Genomic DNA, 15,607 nt, shown 5'->3' on the forward strand with positions numbered 1-15,607 from the left:
GTCTCAGCCGTCGCGCAGCCGCTCGAGGGCGCCGATCACCACGTCCCGGTCGGTGGTCTGCCAGAACGGGGGCAGGGAGGCCCGGAGATAGCCGCCGTAGCGGGCGGTCGCCAACCGGGAGTCGAGGACCGCGACGACGCCACGGTCGTCGGTGCGCCGGAGGAGCCGCCCCACGCCCTGGGCGAGGAGCAGTGCGGCGTGGTTGCCGGCGACCGCGAGGAAACCGTTTCCGCCGCGGGCCCCGACCGCGCGCTGGCGCGCCGAGAGCAGGGGGTCGTCCGGCCGGGGGAACGGGATGCGGTCGATCACCACCAGGGACAGAGACCGACCGGGGACGTCGACGCCCTGCCACAGCGAGAGCGTGCCCACCAGTGTGGTCTCCTCGTCCGCCGCGAACTGCGCCACCAGGTTGGCGGTCGAGTCCTCTCCCTGGCACAGCACCGGGGTGTCGAGACGTTCGCGCAGCAGCTCCGCCGCCGCCCTGGCGCCGCGCATCGAGGAGAAGAGCCCGAGGGTGCGTCCGCCGGCGGCGGTGACGAGGTCCGCCAGCTCGTCCTCCGCCTCGGGGGAGGCACCCTCCCTCCCGGGCGCCGGCAGGTGCGAGGCCACGTAGAGGATGCCGTTGCGTCGGTAGTCGAAGGGCGACCCGGCGTCCAGCCCGGTCCAGCGGAGGCTGCCTGCGTCGTCGTCGGACGGGGGCTCCAGGGCGACGGCCGTCGCGGGGTCAGGTCTGGAGGACGAGGCCGGCGGAAGGCCCCAGGTGGCTGCCAACCCGTCGAACTTCCCGCCGGTGGTGAGGGTGGCGGAGGTGAGGATCACCGTCGACTCGGCGAACAGCCGCGCCCGCAGCAGGCCGGCCACGGAGAGCGGGGCCACGCGCAGGATCCGGCCGCGGCGGTCCTCCTCGCTCATCCACACGATCTCCAGGCGCTCGGTCACCGGGCGCTCGAACGAGGAGAGCATGCGGTCGGCCGCGTCGGCGACCTCGTCCAGCGCCGCGAGGGTCTTCTGCCGGTCGGAGGCGCCCTGCGGATCGTTCGCGACCTCGCCGGGCTTGGGCCCGGGCACCGCGCTCCGGCAGTTCTCTGCCGTGTGCCGGACCGCCGCCAGCGCGAGGTCGGCGCCCTCGGGGAGGAGGTCCCACCGCCCCTCGGGGCACAGGTCGAGCAGACTCGCCAGTCCCTCGCCGGCCGCCACCATGCGGTCGGCGGACTGCTGATCGACGAGCTTGGCCGCTCGCCGCGCCGCCTGGATGACGGCGGCACCGGTGAGTTCTGCCGTCGTCACCCCGGTCACGCGGTCGGAGAGTTCGTGGGCCTCGTCGATCACGACCGCGTCGTGCTCGGGCAGGACGGAGACGTCGGTCATGGCGTCGATCGCGAGCAGTGCGTGGTTGGTCACCACCACGTCCGCTCGTCCGGCCTCCTGGCGGGCCAGTTCGGCAAAGCACTCGGAGAACTCGGGGCACAGTTGGCCCAGGCACTCGCGGCTGGTCACCGAGACCTGTCGCCACGCGGCGTCAGACACTCCGCGGGGGAGGTCGTCGCGGTCTCCGGTCTCGGTGTCCTGCGCCCAGTCGTGCAGTCGGGCGATCTCCTGGCCGAGTCGCGACCCGGGCCCCGCGTCGCGCGGGGAGGACGCGCGGGGGGTGCGGGCGGCCGTGGACTCGCCCCCGAGGGGAAGGTCGAACAACTCCTCGGACACCACCTCGTCGGGATCGGCCTCGTCGACCGGGCCGGACGAGACGCGGTGGAGGCACAGGTAGTTCCCGCGGCCCTTGAGGATCGCGTGTGAGGGCGTGACCCCGAGTTCCGGTCTGAGAGCGGCGGCAAGGCGGGGGAGGTCCCGGTCCACCAGTTGGTTCTGAAGGGCGATCGTGGCGGTGGACACCACCACCGTGCCCCCGGTGGACACGGCGTGTCGCAGCGACGGCACGAGATAGGCCAGCGACTTGCCGGTACCCGTACCGGCCTGGACGGCCAGATGTTCGCCGGTGGCCAGGGCGTTGCCCACCGCCTCGGCCATGCGGACCTGTCCCGGCCGCTCGCTGCCGCCCAGGCTCTCGACCGCGGTGGCGAGCAGCTCGGAGACAGGGGGAAGCGAGTCGGTCACCCGGTCACCCTAGCGGCCCGGTGCGACGCCGGACACGGGGCCGGGCACCGGTGGATCAGCGTCACGGACCCGGCGGCACCACACGCACGGGGACCGCCGGCTCGCCCTCGCTCAACGCCAGGCCCTCCCACGGCAGCGTCACCATCGCTGCCTGGTGGAACGTCCGCGACTCCTCCAGGGACGGCAGGTCGGGGACGGGGGCGCCCTCGCGCATCAGGGGGACAATCAGATCCCTCTGCTCCAGTCCCGGTTCAGCGGTCACGGACCCCGCCCACGGCAGGAGCACCTCCTCGACCGCGGTGCCGGATCGTCGGTGGAGTCGGACGGCCCGCTTGGCGCCCGGCAGGGACTCCTTGTGGGTCGAGCGCTTGGCCACGGGGATGCCGTCCACCTCGACGAGCTTGTAGACCATCCCCGCGGTGGGGGCGCCCGAGCCGGTCACCAACCGGGTGCCCACCCCGTAGGCGTCGACGGGCTCGGCCCGCAGCGCCGCGATCGCGTACTCGTCCAGGTCCCCGGAGACCACGATGCGGGTCCCGTGGGCGCCCAGGGAGTCCAGTTGCACACGCACCTGCCGGGCCAGCATCCCGAGATCGCCCGAGTCGATGCGGACCCCGCCCAGCCCGGGCCCGGCCACCTCGATCGCCGTGGCCACGCCGCGGGTGATGTCGTACGTGTCCACCAGCAGGGTTGTGCTCACACCGAGGGTGGCGACCTGAGAGCGGAAGGCGGACGCTTCGTCCGGGCCGTCCGGACCGGTGTGCAGCAGCGTGAACGCGTGGGCCGACGTGCCGGCGGAGGGGACCCCGTGCCGTCGGGTGGCCTCGACGTTCGAGGTGGAGGCGAACCCCGTGAGGTAGGAGGCGCGGGCCGCGGCCACCGCGGCCTCCTCGTGCGTGCGGCGTGAGCCCATCTCGATGATCGGGCGCCCGTCCGCCGCGGAGGTCATCCGCGCGGCGGCGGAGGCGATCGCGCTGTCGTGGTTGAGCACGGACAGCACCAGCGTCTCCAGCAGCACGCACTCGGCGAACCCGCCCCGGACGGTCAACACCGGGGATCCGGGGAAGAAGAGCTCCCCCTCGGGATACCCGTCCATCCGTCCGGTGAAACGGAAGTCCCGCAACCACCCGAGGGTCCGCTCGTCGAGCGAGTCGGCCACCGTCGCGAGCTCCTGTTCCCCGAAGCGGAAGTCCCGGAGTCGCTCCAGGAGCCGTCCGGTGCCGCCGACGACGCCGTACCGGCGACCGGCCGGCAGTCGCCGGGCGAACACCTCGAACACGCAGGGACGGTCGGCGGTGCCGTCGGCCAGCGCGGCGCTGATCATCGTGAGCTCGTACTTGTCCGTCAGCAGCGCGGTGGACGGACGGTCCGGCGGGTGAGGGGCGCGCGTCGGCGCGGTCGAGGTCACCCGGCCGACTCTACGGCGTGGCCGACCCGGCGGTAATCCGTATCCTTGGCCGTATGCACACCGTCACCGCACAGACCGCGGACGACCGGAGCGTCGTCCCCGTGATGGCGATGCCGTCGGCCGCGCCCGTGGAGGACACGGAGACCGAGCTCGACGCCGGGGTGGACAGTCCCTGGCTCACGGTCGTGTGGGACGACCCGGTCAACCTCATGAGCTACGTGACCTTCGTCTTCCAGCGGGTCTTCGGCTACAGCCGGGAGAAGGCACACGAGCTCATGCTCAAGGTCCACAACGACGGTCGCGCCGTGGTCTCCTCCGGCAGTCGCGACAAGGTGGAGAACGACGTGCGCAAGCTGCAGGAGGCCGGACTGTGGGCCACGATGCAGCGGGAGGCCTGAACCGGTGAAGGCCTGGCAGCGCAAGACCTCCCTCACCGGCCCGCGGGTCAAGGCGGTCATGGAGAGCCACGAGGTGCAGATCCTCCACGCCCTGGTGTCCAACATCGTCGACATGTTGGAGCAGCGGCGCGACTCCGCACCGCGGGACGAGCTGGCCGAGATCACCGGCATGCGCAGCGGACACTCCGAGCTCCCCGCCGAGGCCCCACTCGCCCGCCTGCTGCCGGATTTCCACCGTCCCGAGCCGGGGAGCGCCTCCGACGCGGACGCCGCGGCGGTGGCCCGCGCCCACAACTCGGGGATGCGCATGCTCCACGAACCGGAGATCATCGACGCCAAGCTCGCGGCGGCCTCGACGGTCCTGAGGTCGCTCCCGGCACGCGGGGGGACGGTCTCGCTCAGCCCCGAGCAGGCGCAGGCCTGGATGGGCTGTCTCAACGACGTGCGGCTCGGCCTGGGCGCGTTGCTGCTCGAGGCGGGGGCGGTGGACGGGGTCCCGGCCACGGACATCCCCGAGTACGTCGAGGAGGACGACCCGAGGTCGGCGCACCTGGACGTCTACCACTGGTTGACCTTCATGCAGGACTCCCTGTGTTCGGTTCTGACGGGGAAGTGAGGAGAGCACGGTGAATCCAGATCCACGCACGTTCCGGTCGGGGGGCGTCCAGGCCGCCCGGCCCGTCCCCCAGGGACCGCGCCGCTGGCCGGCGCTGATCCTGCTCTTCGCCTTTGTCGCGCTGATGTGGGTGGTCGAGGCGGCCGACCAGGTCATCCGGGCCGCTATCGGGCCACCCCAGACCCTCGACAACTACGGTGTCCGCCCCCTGAGCACCGACGGGTTGCCCGGAATCATCTTCCAACCCTTCCTCCACGGGGACTGGGCTCACCTCATCGGCAACTCGATCGCCCTGCTCGTGCTGGGCTCGATCATCGCGATGTCCGGGATCCGGCCCCTGATCAGCGTCACGCTCATCTCGTGGCTGGCCTCGGGTGTGGTGTCGTGGATCCTGGGCGGGGCAGGGACCGTCCACATCGGGGCGTCGGGGATCGTGTTCGGCTACATCTTCTACGTGATCGTCCGGGGACTGTTCTCCCGACGGATCCTGCATCTGCTGGTCGGGCTCGTCATCGGCTTCTATTACGGGCTCGAGGCGCTCGCCGGTCTGTCCCCGATGCTGGACGGCGTGTCCTGGCAGGGGCACCTCGGCGGAGCCATCGGCGGCGTGCTCTCGGCGTACGGGCTCAAGCGTGACCGCAGGCCACAGGCCGTCACCGCCGGACAGCCGGGGTGGAACTCCGGTCCGCGCAGGTGACGTCCCCGGACCCGCTGGCCCCGATCGGGGTCTTCGACTCCGGCGCGGGCGGACTCACCGTGGCCCGGGCGATCATGGACCAACTCCCCGACGAATCGCTGATCTACGTCGGGGACACCGCCAACGGGCCATACGGACCGCTGCCGCTGGCGCGGGTCCGCGAGCACGCCCTGGCGGTCGCGGACTCCCTCGTCGGCCGGGGGGTCAAGGCACTGGTGATCGCGTGCAACACCGCATCGGCGGCGATGCTGCGGGACGCCCGTGAGCGCTACCCGGTTCCGGTGGTCGAGGTGATCCAGCCGGCGGCCAGGCGGGCGGTGGCCACCACGCGGTCGGGTCGCATCGGGGTGATCGCCACGCGCGCCACGGTCGCCTCCCTGGCCTACGACGACGCGGTGGCCGCCGCGACCGGCGTCGAGCTGACCTCGGTGGCGTGCCCGAAATTCGTCGAGTTCGTCGAGCGGGGCATCACCAGTGGTCGGCAGGTGCTGGGCCTGGCGGAGGCGTACCTCGCCCCGATCAGGGATGCCGACGTGGACACCCTGGTCCTGGGGTGCACCCATTACCCGCTGCTGTCCGGGGTGGTCCAGCTCGCGGTGGGCGATCACGTCACGTTGGTCTCCAGCGCCGAGGAGACCGCCAAGGACGTGGTGCGCGTCCTCACCTCCCAGGACCTCCTGCGACCCCACGACGCGCAGACCCCGGCCCTGCGGGAGTTCCTCGTGACCGGTGACCCGGACGGTTTCCGTCGGGTGGCGTCCCGGTTTCTCGGCCCCGACCTGGTGGCCGTCGGCCGCGCGGCCGCGGTGTGAATCCTCCCCACCGACGGACGCGGGACCGCCCTCGGGAGCACACCCCGGGCGGCGGCGGGCCGACCGTGGCACGATGGTGCCCATGCTTCTGACTGTCCTGGGTTGCTCGGGGAGTATCGGCGGACCCACCTCGCCGGCGTCCGGGTATCTGGTCGAGGTCGAAGGAATCGGGCCCGTCGTGATCGACATGGGGCCCGGGGTGTTGGGGGCTCTGCAGCGGTACATCTCGCCGGAGACCGCCACCGTTCTGCTGTCCCATCTCCACGCTGACCACTGCCTGGACGTCCCGGGCCTGATGGTGCTGCGGCGTTTCGGCCTCGAGGCGGAGCACGCGGTCCGCATGCCGCTCATCGGCCCGTCCGGGACCGCCTACCGGATCGGGGTCGCCTCATCGGAGGAGCCGGGCGCCGTGGACGATCTCTCGGACACGTTCGAGGTGGGATCGTGGGAGGTCACCCCGGACATGGAGTTGAGGCGCGAGGACGACGAGGTGGCCCTGCGTGTGCGAGCCGACCGGGTAGATCACCCGCCGGAGTCCTACGGGCTGAGGCTGACCTCGGCGTCCGGTCGCGTCCTGGCCTACAGCGGCGACACCGCCTACTGCGAGGCGTTGATCGAGCTTGCGGCGGGGGCGGATGTGTTCCTCTGCGAGGCCTCCTGGACAGACGAGGAGGGTCGTCCACCGGGCATCCACATGTCCGGTGCCGAGGCGGGTCGCACCGCCCGTCTCGCCGGGGTGGGGCGTCTGGTGCTCACCCACATCCCGCCGTGGACGGACAGCGAGGCCGTGCGCGCCGAGGCAGCCGCGGAGTTCGACGGCGAGGTCATGCTGGCGGAACCGGATCTGCGACTCGAGGTCTAGCCATTCGGGTCCTCGCAGGAGAGCTACCCGGTCGACGGACGGCGGTGGCCGCTAGGATCGGCGGGCGTGACCTCATCTACTGACGGCAGAACAGACGGACGCGCGGACGGCGACCTCCGCGACGTGACCCTCACGCGGGGATTCACCTCGCACCCGGCCGGATCGGTTCTCGTGACCTTCGGTCAGACCCGGGTCATGTGCACGGCGAGCGTGACCGAGGGCGTGCCGCGCTGGCGCAAGGGGTCGGGCCTGGGATGGTTGACCGCGGAATACGCGATGCTGCCGGCCGCGACCCACGAGCGCTCGGGGCGCGAGTCGGTCCGCGGCAAGGTGGGTGGACGCACGCACGAGATCAGCCGCCTGGTCGGCCGGTCCCTGCGCGCCTGCATCGACCTGTCAGCACTGGGGGAGAACACCATCGCGTTGGACTGCGACGTGCTCCAGGCGGACGGCGGCACCCGCACCGCCGCGATCACCGGGGCCTACGTCGCGCTCGCGGACGCGGTGACCTGGCTGGCGGCCAAGGGCGCCGTCACCGGGAACCCCCTGACGTGTGCTGTGGCGGCCGTGAGCGTCGGCGTGGTGGACGGCCGGGTCCTGTGCGACCTGCCCTACGAGGAGGACTCGCGCGCCGGGGTGGACATGAACGTCGTCTGCACCGACGCCGGGGAGCTGGTGGAGGTTCAGGGCACCGCCGAGGGCGCCGCGTTCGGACGGGACACCCTCAACGCCATGCTGGACTCGGCCCAGGCCGGTTGCGAGCGGCTGTTCGAACTGCAGCGGCAGGCCCTCGCGGAGCCGTATCCCGGAGAGCTGCCGGTGCCCTCGGCCGCCCGGAGCGCGGGGCGGCAGCGGTGACCGTCCGGCTGCTGGTCGCCAGCCGGAACGCCAAGAAGCTCGCCGAGCTGCGCCGGGTCCTGGAGGCCGAGGGGATCGCCGGCATCGAGCCGATCGGCCTGGACGAGGTCCCCGACTTCCCCGAGGAGCCGGAGGACGGCGCGACGTTCAAGGACAACGCTCTGATCAAGGCGAGGTCCGGGTGGATGGCGACGGGCCTGGCGTGCCTGGCCGACGACTCCGGGCTGGCCGTGGACGCGCTGAACGGGATGCCGGGCGTGCTCTCCGCTCGCTGGGCGGGCCGTCACGGCGACGACGCGGCCAACAACGCGCTCCTGCTCGCACAGCTCTCGGACGTGCCCGACGAGCGTCGTGGCGCGGCCTTCTTCTCCAGCTGCGCGCTGGTGTACTCGGCACGGGATTCGGCGCCGTCGACGGCCACCCTCATGACGCGGGTCGTGGAGGGGCGCTGGGCCGGACAGGTTCTGCGGGAGCCCCGGGGCGAGCGTGGATTCGGTTACGATCCGCTGTTCCTGCCCGAGGGCTCGGACCGCTCCGCCGCCGAACTCACAGCGGAGGAGAAGGACGCCGACTCCCACCGCGGTCGGGCCCTGCGGGCGCTCGTGCCGGCGTTGCGGGAGCTCGCCGAGCGCGGGATGCGGAGCTGACCCGGTTCAGACCGCGTATTCGGCCCTGACGTCCCGGGTTCGTATGTGCTCGAACCAGAACGACAGGAACGGGACCGTCCCGGCCAGGGCGGTCAGCAGGGTGCGGGAGGCCGGCCAGCGGGCCTTGATGGCCAGGTCGAGCGTCATGAACAGGTAGAAGATGTAGAAGACGCCGTGTGCCTGTCCGATGTAGGTGAACCAGTCGGGGGCGTCGGAGGAGTTCTCGATGATCAAATACTTGTAGATCATCTCCACCGTGAGGACCAGCAGCCACACACCGGTGATCCACGCCAGTGCGCGGTACCGGGCGAGCGCGCCACGGATCTTGCCCCCGGGGTCCGGCTTCCGGTGGTCGGTCTCCGGGGTGGCGTCAACGGTCATGAGTCGGTTCTCTCCTGGTGACGGTCGCCGGCGGCCGCGTCCCGGCGGGCCAGTTCGGCGAGGTATGAGTTGTAGGCCTCCAGCCCCTCGTCGCGGGTCGGTACCTCAGCGACGGGGCGTCGGGTGGGGAGGAGGTCGGCGGGGATCTCGGTGACGGCCCGTTCCCGCCGACGCGCACCCCGGCGAGGGGGCGTACCGCTGGGGGGAGCGCCGACCTCGTCGTCGTCACCCTCACCGCCCGCATCCTCGGCGGCACCGGCACCGGCCGTGTCGGCTTCGTCCGCCTCCAGCCGCACATACTTCAGGTAGGCGTATACGAGGAAGCCTGCCAGGAACGGCCACATGAAGGTGTAGCCGAGGTTCTGGACCGTGCCCGTGGCCTCCTGGTAGCGGTCCAGCTGCCAGAGGCCCATCCCCAGGCAGAAGATCGCACCGAGGACGACGAAGGCGATCCACGAGGGGCGGTGCCTGACCTTGGCGGAGACCGGTGGACCGGAGGCGGCGTCGCCTCCGACCGGGCGGGTGCTCAGGCTGTCGGACACCCCTCAACGATACCGCCGACGGCGCGGTAAGCTCACCTCGCCCGGTACCCCCGGGCAGGCGCCCGTGGCGGAATTGGCAGACGCGCTGGATTTAGGTTCCAGTGTCTACGGACGTGGGAGTTCAAGTCTCCCCGGGCGCACCAAGTTTTTTGTGCAGTCTGTTAACAGGGGTGAAATTGAGTAGTTGAGACCCCTTCGAGGACTTCCTCAGAGGGGTTCGGCGCTCGAGAAGTGACACAAGTTGACACAACTCGCGGTAACTCTGCGTCACTTGAGGCTCGCAGCAGCCAGCTTGAGGGCGTCGTTCTGGCTATGGGCGTAGGTCCGGAGCGTGAAGCTCGCGTCGACGTGTCGCAGCCATGCGGCGATGACCACAATGGGGACACAATGTACTGAACCGCCTGTCAGTGTTTGAGGTGGCGGGTCTGGGGCCTGCATTGTGGAAGTCGGGTGTCGGAAGCGACCGCTAAAGTTGTCGACTGTGACTGACGACAACGCAGCGAGTGCTCTATATGAAATTCTGAACGACGTTCGGTCCTCGAAACGACAGCAGATCGGAGAAGCCTGGGCGGACGTGCTCGACTGCAAAGTGGGAACTAGTGAGTTCGCGCAGCGTCATGCGGAGGTGGTCAACCTTTTTCGTCGTGTCCATAGCTTCGTCAACGCGATGCCTGAGGGCACTCAGCGAGACATCTACCTGAGATATGCCCCGGCTTGGCATGCAGGTGTGGTGCCTCGTGGGAACTGGGACTCGCCACAGAACCCTCCAGCCAAAGTGATCAGTCAGTCGAACTTGGATCAGCTGGGTGGAGTGATGCAGGTCTTGAGCATCACCAGCGCCGATGACTTTACCGATGAAGCTCAGGACGCGCTCGTTCGAGGACTCAAGGAGTGGAAGGATCTGCTCGACGAGGCAGGTCTTCCGCCTGGAATCTCGGAGCAGGTTAGGTCCCAGGTGGCCCATATCGAGTGGCTGCTGGCCAACGTTAGTCTGTTCGGTTCTGAGCCGGTTGTTCGCGAATCGCGGAACTTGATTGGGCTAGGCGTCGAGGTGTTGCAACTGGTCCCAGTGAAGGCCCGGAAGGTCGGCGCTGCGATGGCATACATCGTTTACATGCTTGGCCTAGTCCACGCGGGGATCGACCATACTGCTGGAATCCTCGAAGGGTTGAACGAGGTCTCAGCGCAAATTGAGGTCATCACGGACAACCCTCCAGAGCTGAGTGCTGAATCGAACGAGGAGATTGTTGATGCCGAGTTCGAGGAGGACCCGCCCGGTGAGTCCGATTTAGACACATCGGACTAGCTACGCGGCGTCATCACGTTTGGGCGTTCCTTCGTCGCCAAGGCCGGTACGCTCCGCTGCGCCCGATCGACATGCACGTCATTGTTATCGCCGATGCGTACGTGGCTACAGTCGAAGGGGACGGTGCCGGCCACATCTGCACCAATTTGCTGGGGACTGAGCCTGACTGCCACCAGGTGTCGGGCGGGGACCTGCTAACGCCTGACTTGTACATACTCGCGGACGTAAGAGAAGCGTAGACGCGACGGCGCATATGGGTCGAGGCTAATATGGCCACGGAGCGTCGCAAGCAGATTGCAGATTACTTGGCGCGGTACAGACATGGATATAGGGCGTGGGCTGACGAGATCCCGGTGTTGCCGTTCCTGCGGGTCGTGTTCGTGGAAACCGCCATCGCAAACGTCGGCGGCTACACGGAGACCGCGTGCTCCTGAAGGCCGTCGAGCTCTGCCACGGCAAGGAATGCAAAGGGGCGAAGATCAATGATCCCCAGAAGTACTACGCGCGGATGACGAGTCTCACCCAGTGGAGCGAGACGCTGCAACCGTTGAAGCAGTTGCAGGCTGCCACTGGTCGACCCTAGCGATTGCGCACAAGCTCGGTGCTGATCCCCAGTGGCTTCATTGGTAGGTCGGTGCCGGGTGGCGCAACTCGAAGTCCACTATTGCACAGTGGGTTGAGCAAGCTACCAGTGTAAGGAAAGAGAGTCCTCCGAGGCCACTTGCGTGGCTGGCTGCGAAAACGATGCGCTCTTCGAGTTGGCGGCCTGACCTGCGATCGCATAAGAGGCGCTGCGGCCGGAGTCGTGCACCCCAATTGGTCAGCGATCTGTGGGAGAATTCTTACAGAGAAGTCCGTTCGAGTCGGGAGTGGCACATGAAGCGTTTGTCTCTGGGCCTTGTTGGTCTGGTCGTCCTCGGTGGTTGCGGGGCGGTGGAGGAACAGGCCAGTGCACCGGAGACGGTCACTCAGACCGTAACTAAGACTACAACAGCAACGGAGACGGCGCCGTCGACAACTGCGGAAGCTTTTGATCCTACGGCAATCCGTTCCGTTGTTGTTGATTTTGGTCCTCACGGTAATGCCGTCGGCCAAAGGATGTTTCAAGTCAATCGGCATTCGGGAAGCACAGCATTGCCCTCAGTGAACTGGGAGTCGAAGGGCGAGGATGGCGATCTTCGTGGCTACGACTGCGGCGTGATAGTAGATATCAGTGGACCTGGCGGCATAGACGAGCGCATGCGTAGTAGTGAGTGTTCTGGAAGTGTCTCAAACCTGACCGAGGCGTCCGCACTAGGGACTTACAACGTGAGAGTCGAGGTCTCACCGCCGAACGGCGATGATGCAGTGGTTGCCGAGACTGACTTTGAACTTATTGGGTATGGGCAATAGAGCGCAGTGTTGACCTTGGCAAACTTCATCGAAAGGAGCTCTGATTCACACATTGCTTCTGGCATAAAATTCACATTCGCCTGAGAAGGACTACAAAAAAACTCTTGGCGAAGACTAAAGAGTATAAAATACTTGGCAGTACCTCGACAGTTTTTGCCTGAGCATAACCGAATTGGCGGCGAAAGAGATTCGCGATTTACCCAAGCATCTGATTGACTCTGATGATGAGATATTGATCATAAATTTCACGAGCGATGCCGCTGCCTGGAACGGATTTACGGATAAGGGAAGTTAATGGCTGAAGGAGCACTTGTGAATGAGTGACGCACACGTGAAGATTATCGTTGCTGTGACGGCTGCAGTCTCCGCTCTTGTAGTCGCCCTTGTGTCAGCTTGGATTGCTCGAGTGTTTACGAACCTAGATCGCAAACGAACGATGTATGGTGAGGCGTACCGAACGGCGCTCGAGTGGCGGGAGATGCTGTATCGGGTGCGACGCCGCGATAATATGCCTGAGTCGGATCGTCTGATCACTGACCGATTCCACGATCTCGAAGAACGCCTCGACTTTTACGAGGGATGGATCGGGAGCGAGTCTAAGTACATGGCTCGCAGCTATCGGAAGCTTGTCAGAGCGTCGAAGTCGGCAACACTAGATTTGATTCGAGAAGCTTGGGAGAAAGAAGGCAAGACCGGTAACGCTGATCCTGCGGACCAACATCCGCCAGCTTCTCCGGAAGTTTCCCAAGAATTCCTGAAGGATGTGCGCGGCCATTTGTCGATGCAGCCTTGGCGGTGGATGCTGGTTGTTAAGCGCAACTGGGAGGATGAGTCATGAGCATGGACATCCACTTCGACGCGTTCCTCAGCAAGATTACCTTAGGCCAGAAACAAGTAGACCGTATTGAAAGTGCTTGGACGACCCTCCAGGACTATCTAATGGAGAAGTACGAACTCACCTCAGACGATGTCTTCCTGCAAGGTTCGTACGCTAACGGAACGGCCGTGAGGCCGATCGACGGTGGTGAGTATGACGTCGATATCATCTGTGTTTGCGCTTCGGGTACGCAAACCTCTAGGGATGCGATCGATAATTTATACACAGTCCTCGACGGGCATGGTCGGTATAGCGGCAAGATGACCTCGAAACAACCTTGTGTGCGGATTCAGTACGCCGACGACGAGATCGGCGGGTTCCATGTCGATGTCGTCCCTGTGCGCCTCAGCAGCGATATTGATGCGCCGCTTGATGCTCCGCGCAAGTCCTCGGGATGGCATCCCACCGCTCCGAACGAGTACACCAGTTGGTGCCAGACCCAAGGGCCACTTTTTCGGCAGACCGTCCAGATGCTTAAGCGTTGGCGGGATGAGCACCAGGAGGTCCGTGATGCCGTGAAGTCTATTGTGCTACAGGTACTTGTATCGCAGTACATGCCGACGTCGAGTGCAAGTACTGCCGATCGGGTCGTACGCACGCTAGAGAACATGAACGATGCGCTCTCGGGACTGACGTCTCCTCCGGAAGTGCGAAACCCAGTACTTGATACCGAAAACCTTGCCGCCAAATGGCCGGAGTCGGCGTTCGAGAGCTTTCAGGTAGAACTACGCGAGGCAACTGAATTGGCCCAAGCCGCCGCTAACGCAGAAGACGATGTCGAAGTCTCTCAGCACTGGCGTGATCTTTTCGGTGATGCGTTCCCGGCAGTCGAGAAAAAGCACGCCAAGGGAATCTATGCGGTCGATCTCGCCGACACCTCCCATGCACTGACACCGGAAGCGAGAAACTGGACTATTGCTTACGACCCGCGTTACTCGGTGACAGTTCGAGCCTGGGAGCAGATGAAAAAGCGTGGTCGACGAACGCCGTATGTCTCAGACAGTCGGCTCCTGTTTCCTGGCAAGTGGATTAACTTCCAGGCAACCGTAAACGCGCCTACTGAATACAGTGTCTGGTGGCAGGTAACGAACACCGGAAAACATGCCCGCGATTACTCAGGTCTACGAGGTGATTTCTTCAAAGCTAAGGCGCGTGACCGCACCGGGAAACTGTCCGCTGACCAGACTGAAAACTGGGAATCAACCCAGTACACGGGAACCCATGTTATCGAAGCATTCGTGGTCGTCGGTACTCGGGTAGTGGCGCGGAGTGGACCGTTTTACGTGAACATCTTCAACCGAAAGTTCTTCTGGCAACGGTAACCATCGAAAGTGTCTCGATTGCTCCATTGTCGCCGCCGGCCCACAACATGACCCCGCACGAAATTTTTTACGGAATTCTGGGGCCGCACTGCCTTAATGTAAATGACTCTGAGCGAAGACCATGCTTCTTCTCGTGATCGGGCATTCCGAGTAATCGGAACGTTAGCATAGTTATTGTCCGAAGTGGAAGACGACGGTCTCGTTCCTTCCCGAATAATTTTCTTGATTGCCAGCTGGGAATACTTCACTCGCCAGGGCTTCTGTGCCTTTGGCGTAGACTCAGGTGTCAGCGGTTGCTTCTCCATTTCTTTCCATTGTTCTTCTGTGAGAGGTCGCGAATTGAGGTTGACTATTACAAACTCGTCGACTTCTGCATAGTTGACAAGATTTCACAATTCGCGCTTGATGCGACCCCCGGCATTGTTTGCAATATTCGCCGCGGCATCTTGGGTGACGTCAGGCGGCATTGGCACGGTCTCGCCGCCCTCCGGAATGCGTATGACGTGCACCGTCTTCCCCGAACTTTCAGCTTCGCCATCTCGATATTGGGCGTGTGTCTCTCGACTCATCGCTTAGTATGATTCTTCGCTGCTAACGGTCGCTGCTAACGGTCGCTGCTACCGCGTCGCTTGAGCAGGCCAGTTGGAGCACGGCGGTGAGGCTCCTGGGTGCGGTCTCGATCCCGGCCCGCTGAGGTAGCCACGTAATGTGGACTAGTTTGCCGTCATCACGCGGGCAATTTCGAGGACGTTTCTATACTGGTGCCACAAGCGCGCCATTTGCTCGATTTCAGCGATAGTCTTCTGCTTTGCCGGTTATAGAGGGGCTGTTCGTGGTGCTCGAGCACCCCTCTCGTCGTCAGTTGTGACCCGCTCCAGCCGCTGAACTGTGGTGACGTGATTCGAGTGAAGCTGCAGGATCCGTTCCCCGGGCTGCTCGCGGCTCTAGGTGACGTCGTCGATCAGGCGCGCGAGGATGTCGTTCATCGTGAGCAGTCCGATGAGCTCGTTGCCGCGGACCACGACCAGGCGGTTGAGGTGGTACCGGCTCATCATGGCGGCGGCCTGGTTCACCGACAGGTCCTCACCCACGGAGATGGCGGGCTTGACGGCGGCGTCGTACACGTTGAGCAGGTCGACGTCGCCCTCCTCGACGATGATGGCGCGCAGCAACTCGTTGTAGCTGAGCAGGCCGTAGGCGTCGTGGGGGTGCTGGCGTTCCACCACGAGGCTCTTGACCCGATTCGCGCGCATCGTCGACAGCGCCTCGCGCAGGGTGGCGAACGGGGAGATGGTGATCACCTCGGGGACCATGACCTGCGTGACGGTGAGCATGGGGGACCTCCTGTGGGGTCGTACGGTCGGGATGGGGCGGGCA

Annotated in this window: 17 protein-coding genes and 1 tRNA gene; 13 read left to right on the plus strand and 5 right to left on the minus strand. The window is 65.7% G+C overall.

The genetic code is table 11. The features are described 5' to 3' along the window. Positions 1–3 precede the first annotated feature (3 nt). Together IY392_RS00455 and IY392_RS00460 are read right to left on the minus strand one after the other, a co-directional pair. Positions 4–2,112: an ATP-dependent DNA helicase gene (locus tag IY392_RS00455; protein WP_194860245.1), complete on the minus strand. Its 2,109-nt coding sequence runs from the start codon at positions 2,110–2,112 to the stop codon at positions 4–6. A gap of 61 nt (positions 2,113–2,173) precedes the next feature. Beyond that, positions 2,174–3,520, minus strand: coding sequence for a nicotinate phosphoribosyltransferase (locus tag IY392_RS00460; RefSeq protein WP_107756000.1), 1,347 nt, complete (start codon positions 3,518–3,520; stop codon positions 2,174–2,176). A gap of 104 nt (positions 3,521–3,624) precedes the next feature. Between IY392_RS00460 and clpS the strand changes: the two genes are divergently transcribed. From clpS to IY392_RS00495, 7 genes are all read left to right on the plus strand, one after another. Then, positions 3,625–3,918, plus strand: coding sequence for an ATP-dependent Clp protease adapter ClpS (gene clpS / locus IY392_RS00465; protein ID WP_370446352.1), 294 nt, complete (start codon positions 3,625–3,627; stop codon positions 3,916–3,918). 4 nt (positions 3,919–3,922) lie between these two features. Beyond that, positions 3,923–4,534: a DUF2017 domain-containing protein gene (locus IY392_RS00470; protein WP_107756002.1), complete on the plus strand. Its 612-nt coding sequence runs from the start codon at positions 3,923–3,925 to the stop codon at positions 4,532–4,534. A gap of 10 nt (positions 4,535–4,544) precedes the next feature. Next, a complete protein-coding gene (locus tag IY392_RS00475; protein WP_107756003.1) occupies positions 4,545–5,231 on the plus strand; it encodes a rhomboid family intramembrane serine protease in 687 nt (228 codons plus the stop codon). Next, positions 5,228–6,043 (plus strand): glutamate racemase, encoded by an 816-nt coding sequence (murI, locus tag IY392_RS00480; RefSeq protein WP_194860246.1) that lies wholly within the window; start codon positions 5,228–5,230, stop codon positions 6,041–6,043. Before IY392_RS00475 ends, murI begins: the two co-directional genes overlap by 4 nt. Positions 6,044–6,125: 82 nt before the next feature. Further along, positions 6,126–6,905, plus strand: a complete 780-nt coding sequence (locus tag IY392_RS00485; protein WP_194860247.1) for an MBL fold metallo-hydrolase — start codon at positions 6,126–6,128, stop codon at positions 6,903–6,905. A 66-nt stretch (positions 6,906–6,971) separates the two neighbouring features. Next, positions 6,972–7,763: a ribonuclease PH gene (gene rph, locus IY392_RS00490; protein WP_194860248.1), complete on the plus strand. Its 792-nt coding sequence runs from the start codon at positions 6,972–6,974 to the stop codon at positions 7,761–7,763. Then, entirely contained in the window at positions 7,760–8,410 is a 651-nt protein-coding gene (locus tag IY392_RS00495) for a non-canonical purine NTP pyrophosphatase (RefSeq protein ID WP_182613448.1), read from the plus strand. Before rph ends, IY392_RS00495 begins: the two co-directional genes overlap by 4 nt. 6 nt (positions 8,411–8,416) lie before the next feature. On the opposite strand, the gene IY392_RS00500 is transcribed toward IY392_RS00495, so the two are convergent. Together IY392_RS00500 and IY392_RS00505 are read right to left on the minus strand one after the other, a co-directional pair. Continuing rightward, positions 8,417–8,791 (minus strand): DUF3817 domain-containing protein, encoded by a 375-nt coding sequence (locus tag IY392_RS00500; protein WP_107756006.1) that lies wholly within the window; start codon positions 8,789–8,791, stop codon positions 8,417–8,419. Next, on the minus strand, positions 8,788–9,333 hold the full coding sequence (locus tag IY392_RS00505) for a hypothetical protein (RefSeq protein ID WP_194860249.1): 546 nt from the start codon (positions 9,331–9,333) through the stop codon (positions 8,788–8,790). The genes IY392_RS00500 and IY392_RS00505 overlap by 4 nt, the downstream gene beginning before the upstream one ends. 58 nt (positions 9,334–9,391) lie before the next feature. Between IY392_RS00505 and IY392_RS00510 the strand changes: the two genes are divergently transcribed. The 6 genes from IY392_RS00510 to IY392_RS00535 all read left to right on the plus strand — a co-directional run bounded on the left by IY392_RS00510 (position 9,392) and on the right by IY392_RS00535 (position 14,230). Beyond that, a tRNA-Leu gene (locus IY392_RS00510) sits at positions 9,392–9,476 on the plus strand. 338 nt (positions 9,477–9,814) lie between these two features. Continuing rightward, complete coding sequence (locus IY392_RS00515; RefSeq protein ID WP_194860250.1) at positions 9,815–10,639, plus strand: hypothetical protein; 825 nt, start codon at positions 9,815–9,817, stop codon at positions 10,637–10,639. A gap of 424 nt (positions 10,640–11,063) precedes the next feature. Continuing rightward, entirely contained in the window at positions 11,064–11,222 is a 159-nt protein-coding gene (locus tag IY392_RS00520) for a hypothetical protein (protein ID WP_194860251.1), read from the plus strand. Positions 11,223–11,515: 293 nt separating this feature from the next. After that, positions 11,516–12,031: a hypothetical protein gene (locus IY392_RS00525; RefSeq protein ID WP_194860252.1), complete on the plus strand. Its 516-nt coding sequence runs from the start codon at positions 11,516–11,518 to the stop codon at positions 12,029–12,031. 316 nt (positions 12,032–12,347) lie between these two features. Continuing rightward, the gene (locus IY392_RS00530; RefSeq protein WP_194860253.1) at positions 12,348–12,869 is read left to right on the plus strand and encodes a hypothetical protein; all 522 of its coding nucleotides are present in this window, start codon (positions 12,348–12,350) and stop codon (positions 12,867–12,869) included. After that, positions 12,866–14,230 carry a nucleotidyltransferase gene (locus IY392_RS00535; RefSeq protein ID WP_228548842.1) on the plus strand — a complete coding sequence of 455 codons (1,365 nt, stop codon included), beginning with the start codon at positions 12,866–12,868 and terminating at the stop codon, positions 14,228–14,230. Before IY392_RS00530 ends, IY392_RS00535 begins: the two co-directional genes overlap by 4 nt. Before the next feature lie 944 nt (positions 14,231–15,174). On the opposite strand, the gene IY392_RS00540 is transcribed toward IY392_RS00535, so the two are convergent. Beyond that, a partial coding sequence (locus tag IY392_RS00540; protein ID WP_228548843.1) for a CBS domain-containing protein occupies positions 15,175–15,607 on the minus strand: 433 nt, incomplete at its 5' end.

The sequence above is a fragment of the Dietzia sp. SYD-A1 genome (assembly GCF_015356725.1).
GTDB lineage: Bacteria > Actinomycetota > Actinomycetes > Mycobacteriales > Mycobacteriaceae > Dietzia.

Coding starts and splice junctions, on each gene's coding strand:
- IY392_RS00530 (WP_194860253.1), top strand. CDS start 12,348: ATGAGTGACGCACACGTGAAGATTATCGTTGCTGTGACGGCTGCAGTC.
- IY392_RS00500 (WP_107756006.1), bottom strand. CDS start 8,791: ATGACCGTTGACGCCACCCCGGAGACCGACCACCGGAAGCCGGACCCC.
- IY392_RS00525 (WP_194860252.1), top strand. CDS start 11,516: ATGAAGCGTTTGTCTCTGGGCCTTGTTGGTCTGGTCGTCCTCGGTGGT.
- IY392_RS00535 (WP_228548842.1), top strand. CDS start 12,866: ATGAGCATGGACATCCACTTCGACGCGTTCCTCAGCAAGATTACCTTA.
- clpS (WP_370446352.1), top strand. CDS start 3,625: ATGGCGATGCCGTCGGCCGCGCCCGTGGAGGACACGGAGACCGAGCTC.
- IY392_RS00485 (WP_194860247.1), top strand. CDS start 6,126: ATGCTTCTGACTGTCCTGGGTTGCTCGGGGAGTATCGGCGGACCCACC.